The 8644-nt window shown below is 51.7% G+C and carries 6 protein-coding genes and 2 pseudogenes; 1 reads left to right on the top strand and 7 read right to left on the bottom strand.

Features of this window, described 5'->3' with window-relative positions; all coding sequences use genetic code 11:
• Nucleotides 1-219: 219 nt before the first annotated feature.
• From AACX68_RS04010 to AACX68_RS03990, 5 genes and pseudogenes are all read right to left on the bottom strand, one after another.
• Entirely contained in the window at nt 220-1734 is a 1515-nt protein-coding gene (locus AACX68_RS04010) for a conjugal transfer protein TraG N-terminal domain-containing protein (RefSeq protein WP_228860639.1), read from the bottom strand.
• Nucleotides 1731-2069: a hypothetical protein gene (locus AACX68_RS04005; protein WP_228860638.1), complete on the bottom strand. Its 339-nt coding sequence runs from the start codon at nt 2067-2069 to the stop codon at nt 1731-1733. Before AACX68_RS04005 ends, AACX68_RS04010 begins: the two co-directional genes overlap by 4 nt.
• Before the next feature lie 5 nt (nt 2070-2074).
• Nucleotides 2075-3511: an integrating conjugative element protein gene (locus tag AACX68_RS04000; protein ID WP_370630330.1), complete on the bottom strand. Its 1437-nt coding sequence runs from the start codon at nt 3509-3511 to the stop codon at nt 2075-2077.
• 14 nt (nt 3512-3525) lie between these two features.
• Nucleotides 3526-4493: pseudogene (locus tag AACX68_RS03995) on the bottom strand (TIGR03756 family integrating conjugative element protein).
• Nucleotides 4490-4882, bottom strand: coding sequence for a TIGR03757 family integrating conjugative element protein (locus AACX68_RS03990; protein ID WP_228860637.1), 393 nt, complete (start codon nt 4880-4882; stop codon nt 4490-4492). The pseudogene AACX68_RS03995 and the gene AACX68_RS03990 overlap by 4 nt, the downstream one beginning before the upstream one ends.
• Before the next feature lie 347 nt (nt 4883-5229).
• Between AACX68_RS03990 and vgrG the strand changes: the two are divergent.
• Nucleotides 5230-5931, top strand: a pseudogene (vgrG, locus tag AACX68_RS03985) (type VI secretion system tip protein VgrG); the annotation flags it as partial.
• A 266-nt stretch (nt 5932-6197) separates the two neighbouring features.
• Here vgrG and AACX68_RS03980 read toward each other — a convergent pair.
• Complete coding sequence (locus AACX68_RS03980) at nt 6198-6470, bottom strand: helix-turn-helix domain-containing protein (protein WP_099125149.1); 273 nt, start codon at nt 6468-6470, stop codon at nt 6198-6200.
• A 252-nt stretch (nt 6471-6722) separates the two neighbouring features.
• Nucleotides 6723-7598 (bottom strand): integrase domain-containing protein, encoded by an 876-nt coding sequence (locus AACX68_RS03975; protein ID WP_228860636.1) that lies wholly within the window; start codon nt 7596-7598, stop codon nt 6723-6725.
• Between the last annotated feature and the right edge of the window lie 1046 nt (nt 7599-8644).

Here is an 8644-nt window from a genome sequence, read left to right as displayed (position 1 = left end):
TCAACTAACTTGTCCATGGCCTGTTCCTCCCCGGAGTCGTTTTAGGCTTTCACCAAAACTTTGCTCCTGGAACAGGCCTCTCGTCAATTTCTTATCCAGAATTCAGGTTATTTTAAGTATCGAAACAATTATCAATAGATTAAAAAAAGGAAAATAGAAAATTCAGACTCAACTTAAGATGCAGCACCCCGCCCCTTAAGTTTTAAAAAGAGCATCTGATTACTTTCCTTTGGACATCATCTTCTGCATCACCAGCTGCCCGAACATGCCGGCAGACTGCCTGACCTGCCCCACGCCCTGACTCATCATGCCAGCTACATCGCCCATCCGCACCCCGGCCCACGCTAATGCCCCCAGCCAAACCATCGGCAGGACAATAAACAGCGTCCCCATCACCAGCCCCATGATTAAATCATCCGAGGTGTTCTGAATGCCGGCCAAATTAAACAGGCTGTGGGTGTCTGAGCCGTACAGGGCTTCCAGTAAATGGCTGTCCAGCCAGCGCGCCAGTTCCCACCAGAAGGTCAAAAAATTCAGCGCGAAAATCACAAATGTCAGCGTAAAGATGGTCTTAAATTCATAGGCCGCAAACAGCACAATCAGGGGTATGAGGATATACAATGCCATCAGAATCACCGCCTGCATCATCGGCAACGCCTGGCGTACCGCATCGAACATCGGCATACTGAGTAATCCCCCCAATAAAGCCCCTGCGGAAGTGCCGACTCGATTAGCGCCATCCAATAAGGTGGGATCGGCATTGCCGCCATAGCCAGCATAGACATACCCTTCCTGTGAAACCGTCAGGTTCACCGGGCTGACCAGACGGCGGATCACCGCTTCCTGATAAGCCTGCGTGTTTTTACCCAGTATTTTCAGTGTCGCTGACAGGCGCAACCACAACCCCGGATCGGCCTGCGCCAGTACCCGGTCTTTCAGACCGGTCTGGGCAGTTGACCACCAGGCCTGACACGTCGGGTACCCGCCCTGCCCGGTATAAGGCCGCCCGTTATCCCGACTCTCCTGCCACGGAAAATCCACCCGGGGGAAGCGGGCTTGCAGCGTCCGGTAATCCCCGGCTAAAAACGTCCGACTGCCCAGCCAGCCGATATCATTCAGGATAATCGGGTCAGTGATGTGCTCCTGATCGCGTTGTTTCCACTGATACAGGGCTAAGGCATAGCAATCGTGGGTAAAATCCTGCAATTCTGCGGCCAGAGCCGGATTACTGATGCGGGTGTGCTGCACGTCAAAGCGCAGTTGCCGCAGATCCGGCCGACAGGGAATGGACGCCACCGCCGCCTGTGTCAGTCCTTTGGATAACCGGTGCACCACCGCCCACCAGAGCGGCACAGCGGCTGTCTGGTTGTTCAGGCTGGACATCACCGGCGCATAGCCACTGCTATCCGGCGCTGTCGGTGTCCAGGTGCCACAGCTTTTGGCACGGGAAGTATCGTACTGAAGGGTGGTCAGGCTGACATTGACCAGCGGCACACAACACACCACCATCACGAAGAACGCGCCGTACAGGGTGTTTTCAATCCGGGCCAGCGACTGTAACCCGGCCTGACCGTCTTCTTCGCCACACTCTCGTACTTTCAGCCAGACAGCAATCACTTTTACCACTAACGGCAGCGTAAACAGTCCGGTGGCAATCAGGATGTGCCACAGGCCATTGTTGATGACCCAGCCAAGTAGTGTCAGAAAATATTCCAGATAGCTGTTGGCTGTCATCGTATCTCCTCAATAGTGCCTGACAGGGCGTACTCACCCAGCAGGATAAACAGCAGGCTGGCCACCATCATCCGTATCAACATTGCGCGGTATTCCGGCAGATGTTTCACCCGTTGCCAGGTTTTCTGACCGCCCCAGCTCAGTGCCATATAAAGGCTTAACCGCCAGACGAACCAGACTCCCCCGGTTTCGGTCACCCAGTGGTGAATGCGATTAAGTTTTTCTGCCTGATGCAGCCCGATCCAGCCTGTCGCCAAAGTGATACCCATCACCAACACGATGAGCAGTGATAACACGGCACCTTTTCTGAATACTGAATGCTTCTCTGCCATCATCCGCCTTACCTGCGCTCACGATTGGGTGCTTCCAGCTGATAAAAACGCGCATCGGTGCTGTCCGGCACCTGTTTTTGCGGATGCATGTTGATGCGCTGGGTGTCCCGCTCAATAATGGTCAGGATGGCATTACGGGACAGGGCCTGTTTCAGCTGCATTTCATTCTTCAGCGCATTGATTTCCCGGTCCAGCGCGGCAATCCGGCGTTCCCCTTCGGCCAGCGCTTCGGACTGTGCCGCCGCATTGGGTTCGGACATGCCGGTGATAAGCATCCGCCGCATCAGTAACGCCGTTTCCACGGTTTCCGCCATCGCCAGCTCTCCCGCTAAACGTCCCGTCAGGGCAGCTTTGTCCGGGTCGCGCTGCAATGCCTGAATGACACCTTGGGTTACCGTCAGACTCCCGGTTTTCAGTTTCGCCAGATTGACCATCGTCGGTTTTTCCGCGCCGCTGACCAGTTTCACCAGCTGTTCCGTATTGGTTTTAGTATGCTCCTCCAGCATCGGGGCAAAGCCCGTGCCCGCAACGGTAGTGCCCGGCTGGTGTTTCTCGCCGCCACTGGTGCAGTCTGTCGCCTGAGCACAAGTACGGATGACCCGGTCGCCCAGCACACTGACCACCGCGTCGGCCGCTTCACGGGCATTGCTGAATTTACGACAGGCACTGCCTTCACACTTCAGGCTGCTGACCGATGACTGGCTCAGCACCGGCAACTGATTCATCATATTAAAGCCGGCACTGGCTAAATCCCGGGTCGGGCGAATGGCATTCTGTCCCTTACCGCCCTGCCGCTGGCCGCCAATCCACGGATGTCCGCCGGCACCGGTGGCTTTGCTGCCGGCGTTATTGACACGCACCGCATCACCATCCCCGCCGTTAACCAGACTTTTGTACTCCTGCAAAGCAGCCGACTGTGTCCATTTATTATTCTGCGCAAAATCCATCATTTTATTGGCCATCGCCTGACAGTTGAACTGGGCTTTGTCGAACGCCACATTCGCCTGCAACACGCCATTAGTCAGCATGTCATACAATCCCGGATTGGCCCGCTGGATAATCATCGCAGGCAGGCTGGCCACCGCACCGGTGGCGCCCTGAATGACATCACTCATCAGGTTCTTGAACCCGGCTGTAATCCCGTTCAACTGATTACTGACCGTGGCTTTCAGGTCAAAATTGCCGCACATCAAATCCGAACGCCAGCCCAGCTCTAATCCACCGAGGGTGGTGGAACCACTGCGACTGGCCGGTTCAGATATCACCGAACCACCCCCTAAGGTATAGAACAGCGTATCAGACACTGCACCACTGGCGTCTGCCCCATAACCCAGTGCGCTCCGGTTCACCTGCGGTAAGGTCAGAGACAGCCCCGTGGCATTAGCCTGTGCCGAAGCGATGACCAGTCCACCGACCATCAGCCATAACGCATTTATTTTTCTCATGATTCATCCCTTGTTCAGATATCCGTACTGCTGAGAAAACGCTGTCCGCGCCGCTGGCAACAACTGTAGGGCTGCCACAGAGCATAAGCCTGATTGCCATTGCTGGCCGCCGTATGTTCCCCATCAGGAAACACGGCGCAGGACTGACTTAACTGCGGTGATAACCGCTGCCACTGGTGATTTTTAGCGCCGGTATTTTCGGTGACTTGCTCTGGAGGCCAATAACCCGCAGTACGGGTGCCTTTCAGGGTCTGATAAACATGGGGTTGCCCGACACGGGTAATGATATCTGCGACCCGTTGCGCCACCACAGCCGCCGCTTTGTCATCATCAGTCTGATTAACAAACCCTGAGCGCGGATAAATATTGCCCCACATATTGGCGTCCATCTGGCGGCCCAGCTCCCGCTGACCGGGTATCAGGGCTTCCGGATAGAACGATTCCGGCAGACCCGAGCGCCATGCCACGCTATCCAGCATGCTGAGAAAATAAGGCATCAGCGGGGTGGCGGCACTGCGACACGAATAGCCGGGAATTTGCCCGCCTATCAGATTAGTTGCCGGATGCCCGATGGCATCGGCATATTTGAAACGCAGACTGGTACGCCGTTGCCCGGCAATCTGAACATTGTGATCCCCCCACCGGCATTCAGATGGGATAACGCCCCGGTCACGGTATTTTCCACGCCACCGGAGAGTTGACTGACCTGCGCCATTTCAGTCCACGGATTACCCCCAGAGACGTGATAGGTAGACACCACCACTTCGGGGAGATAATGGGTCACCTTCACCGAGGTTTTCACGGTACAACCGTGCAGGCCACAGAGCAGCCAGTAACAGAGGCCACTAACCCGCCACTGAATGCAGGAGGGCGAAAGACTGCCGGCAACAATCTGAGCCGTATTGATGGAAGCCTGCGTCACCGGGGAAAATGCTGCTATCAGGGTGATGAGTGCAGGAAACGTCACACGTTGAAGACTCATGGCTGATGTTGCTCCCTGAGTGCGCGGGCTTTTGCCACATCCGCGGTGCCATACACCACCTCCCTATCATCAAAGACCACGGCCGGATACTTCTGCACACCGGATTGCCAGGCCTGTACTACAGCACGGTAAGCCTTAATGAGTTGTTGTTCCTGCTGATGCCAGTGGGACGATTGCAATATTGCCTGCGCTTGCTTTGTGGCTTGCTGGGGATCGACAGAGAGTTGATCGAATACTTGTCTTTGCTGTTGTTCAGCCGCATCCAGCCAGACGATATGACTGTCCGGTGTCAGATTCACCGGCGGATGCTGACGGTCAGTATACACCACCGTGCCCGCACTCCCTGCCCCACTCCATCCCAGCAAAAACACTACATACAGCTTTTTCATCCTCTCCGCCTCGGTTGCAAACCCTCAGACCAGCGTGAAGCAAGCCACGGTAAAAGTCAGCCCGTAACTGATTTTCCGAAAATGAAAATTAACGCCCCGATTCGCTGAGGCATTTCCGACAAGCCAAAGTAATAACAGCCCGGCTTAACCGGATGACAAAATTTGTTATGAACTTAATGAAAAATATGCCGATAAAACAGTCAGCCCATCCTCATAATGAGGAAAAAAGGCAGGCATACCGAATGGGCTTTGCCTGTCCCGTTTCTGTCCGGATATCGGGAGGCATAAGTCAGCGAAAACCGGAAGGAGAACAACAAAAAGCCCATGACAATAAGGAAAATGACACCATGTCAATGAAAAAACACCTGACAAAGTTGCAGCAGGGACAATCCCTGTTGGAAAAAGGTAAACAGGCGGCAGGCCTGCTGGGGGGTAGCGGTGCCGCCGGCCTGATGAAGAAAGGGGGTCTGACGACATCCGGCGGTTTTGCCGGTCCGCCCGGCGGTGGTCAGGGTCTGGCACAGCAGGCGGCAGTCGGACACAATGCCGCCACCAAAGCCCTGCAAAAAGCCAGCCAGTTGCTCAGTGGTGGCGACTCTCCCAGTGGCCTGCAATTTACCCTGACGGCCGGCGGTCTGGCACCAGAGACCTTTGTCGTCACGGATTTTACCCTGAACGAGCATTTTTCCCAGCCGTTCCAGCTGGAAGTCGGGCTCGCGAGTGCTGATCCGGCCATCGACTTTCCGGCCGTACTTGACCGCTCTGCTACCCTGACTATCACACAGGATGGGATTGAAAGCCGGAGTATCACCGGGATCGTTGCCAGCTTTGAGCAGGGTAATACCGGATTGCACCAGACTACCTACCAGATGAGTATTCGCCCGGACCTGTGGCGCACCACGCTGCGTCAGAATTCGCGTATTTTCCAGCAACTGAACATTGCGGCCATTATCACCACCATTCTGAAAGAGCACGGTATCCGTGATGTCGTTTTCAGCCTGCGCCATACCCACCCGGAGCGGGAATTTTGTGTGCAATATCAGGAATCATAAATAAATATAATAAATTGAATATAAAGGATATATTATCTATATTTGATTTTATGCCCCTTTTAATGCCCCAAGATTTTTTTGTTTGCTTTTTTTCATATCTGACTGATTTTTATTATTTATATCATTAATTGTGTGCTTTTCAATCATTTTAAAGAAAAAAAGCCTTGAAGGTTAAAAATGGTCAAATTAGGCTGCCATTTTAATCTCAGGGCTTGATATAAAAAATATTCATTTTTACGAAGTCGATCACAAATTAAGGCGAGTTATTCCTGTGGCTGAGAGCGGGCTTTCCTTTCTAATAATTCTCCAGTATGAGAATCGAAATAACGGCTGGGCCAGATCTCTGAGGGATGGATGCCAAGGTAATTTGCGATAATCCATTCACCTTTCGGCCACGGTCTGCTGAATGCGTTTGCCAGTGTTGATGAACCGAGTCCTGCTTCGCGGGAAACCGCCGCTAAGGTAGTACCGCGTTTACGTAATGCAGCGATAATATCAGCTTGGTGCCAGTCATTTTGAATATTGTTGCTATTCATTCCTGTTACCCCTTTCCATTAATTAATATTGATGGTGGTGATTCAAGGCAGGGTTAGCAGACCGGGCTAAGATTCCGGCGAGACGAGAGTCTCCCCCACCCGAACCACCATTGAAAGGGTGATAACAGGCGCACTGGTAGAAAAGATCCTACCAGTGTTCTTAGCTCAAGGCTGCTAAACCTTGACCATTAGATTTGGCTAATGGCGGGAATACTTTAACTGATTGTTTTATCTAACTCAATAACCGAACGGCTAAGTTGAACGACTATAAACCCGTTCAACGTAACGCCCGCGACCATCACCGTGCCCCAAATCCATTGATACCAGTGCCCGTGCTTCCTGACGGCTAAAACCCTTCTGTTGGTAAAAATTAAGTGCCTCCTGTGCCCACGCATAGCGCAGACTATGAGGAGAATAGCGGCCTGTTAAACCAATCTTTGTGGTATGTGTCCGCCAGTAATTCATGGCCTGTCTGAGATCCGGTTTATCAATCAACCTGCCGCCGCGTTGCTCTGCAATAGCCATCGCCTGTTCTACCGCCTCTTTTACTGCTGCAATACCCAGTACGCGGGTTTGTCTTGGCCGGCCGCCTTTTGTACCGAAGACAATATGCAGTTTCGGCTCTGGCTGTTCTAATTGTTTTAGCCAGCTTTTTAACGAAGCACTGCATTGCACCGCTTCCTGAGAACGTAATCCCAATAAGCGGGCAAGTTTCAAGGTGACGGCAAATCCAACATCGCGTTCAAGTGCTTTTTGATAAACGGCCTGAAACGTAGTATCAGGGATCGCCTGTTTCGTTCCGGCGCGGCTGGTGCCGCTTAATCCCAATGCCTGATTACTTAAACGTGGTGAAGTTTCCAGTTTTTCCCGGCCTGCCATGCGGAAGATATTACGCAACGCGGACATTTCATTTTGTACTGTTCGTTTGGCAATCCCCTGAGATAAACGGGTATCAACGTACTGCTCTACATGTTTGGCTTTCAAATTATTAAGGCTTTTCACCTGAATATTCAGGCTCAATAACAACGCACCCAAACGCCCGGCGATCCGAATGCGATCATGACAGGTTTTATGACTACCGCCGCCTTGTCGGGCAAAAAACTTTAATTCTTTAATCAATCGACTCATTGGCTTCCCCTTGCGGATGTTTGACAACATGCGATCTCTGGCGCGCGACCATTCTGGCAAAACAGAAAATAACTGCCTTGCCCTTGATCGATATCTGTGCGCCAGAGTGAACGCAGGTTGAGGTATTGCGGGGTATCGGTTGAGTACACGGTACTGCCGCCTGCGTGTGCAGGTCATCCCCACCGGCAAAAAGCCAGCCTCGATATCGTCAAGTTCTCTTTTTTCAATCTAAAAATGCAGTGTCAGATTCACTGAGTGGTGAAACAGGCCTGAGCCTGTCAAGGTTGTGATGTTATTTGGCTGCGGCGTCACTTTCAGCGGTAAACCTGCAAAAAGTGACGCCTTAAACCCGCAAACGGTCAGCAAAAGTCGTGCGAGAGTTGAAATGCCAGCAGGCATAGCAAAACGCCGCAAGGTTCGGTGTCAAACGGGAGCAATGAGTTAATTGTTCAGGTGTAAAAAGTTGTCTACTGAATATTTCAAATAAGAGCAGTTAATACGTTGAATCAAAAGTAAAAACTATCCTGTATGTAGGGTGTGAAATGAGTTCAGGACGTCACTCGATCTCACTATGCAAAAGTTAAGTGAAGATGAGGTCTGATGTTGATATGAAAGAAGTGCATGGCTCAATGCACTTGGGAGACAATATACAAACACCTTTTTGAGGTTTTTTTCAGTTTAAGAGACTTTCACCGCCAGACGAGGGGTTAGGTGTCTGACGATATCTGCTTCCAAAAGTGCGCAGATGTACCGCATGATATGCACTCCCTTGCAGGCTACGGGAGTTTTATTTCGCCACCCGAAGGCGATCCTGACAGGCGATGGATCGGTTTTGTAAGAAAAGATATTAACGGTTTTGCGGAGCAGGGTCAAAGACGTATTTAGCCTGTTTTCAAAAATGTCGTTCTATCAGACAAAAGTCAAAATTTATTAATTTAACGCGATGCTCGACTTTTATGATGAGTTGAAATGACATAGCCGCTCCTTTATAACTTTAAGTCGTCAAAAATAGAGAAATAAAGGAACAAAAGGCTATGTCACAGCAA

It is taken from the genome of Xenorhabdus sp. PB61.4, assembly GCF_963894935.1.
Taxonomy (GTDB): domain Bacteria; phylum Pseudomonadota; class Gammaproteobacteria; order Enterobacterales; family Enterobacteriaceae; genus Xenorhabdus; species Xenorhabdus stockiae.
Note: the sequence above shows the minus strand (reverse complement) of the source record. Positions and strands in the feature narration are given on the sequence as shown.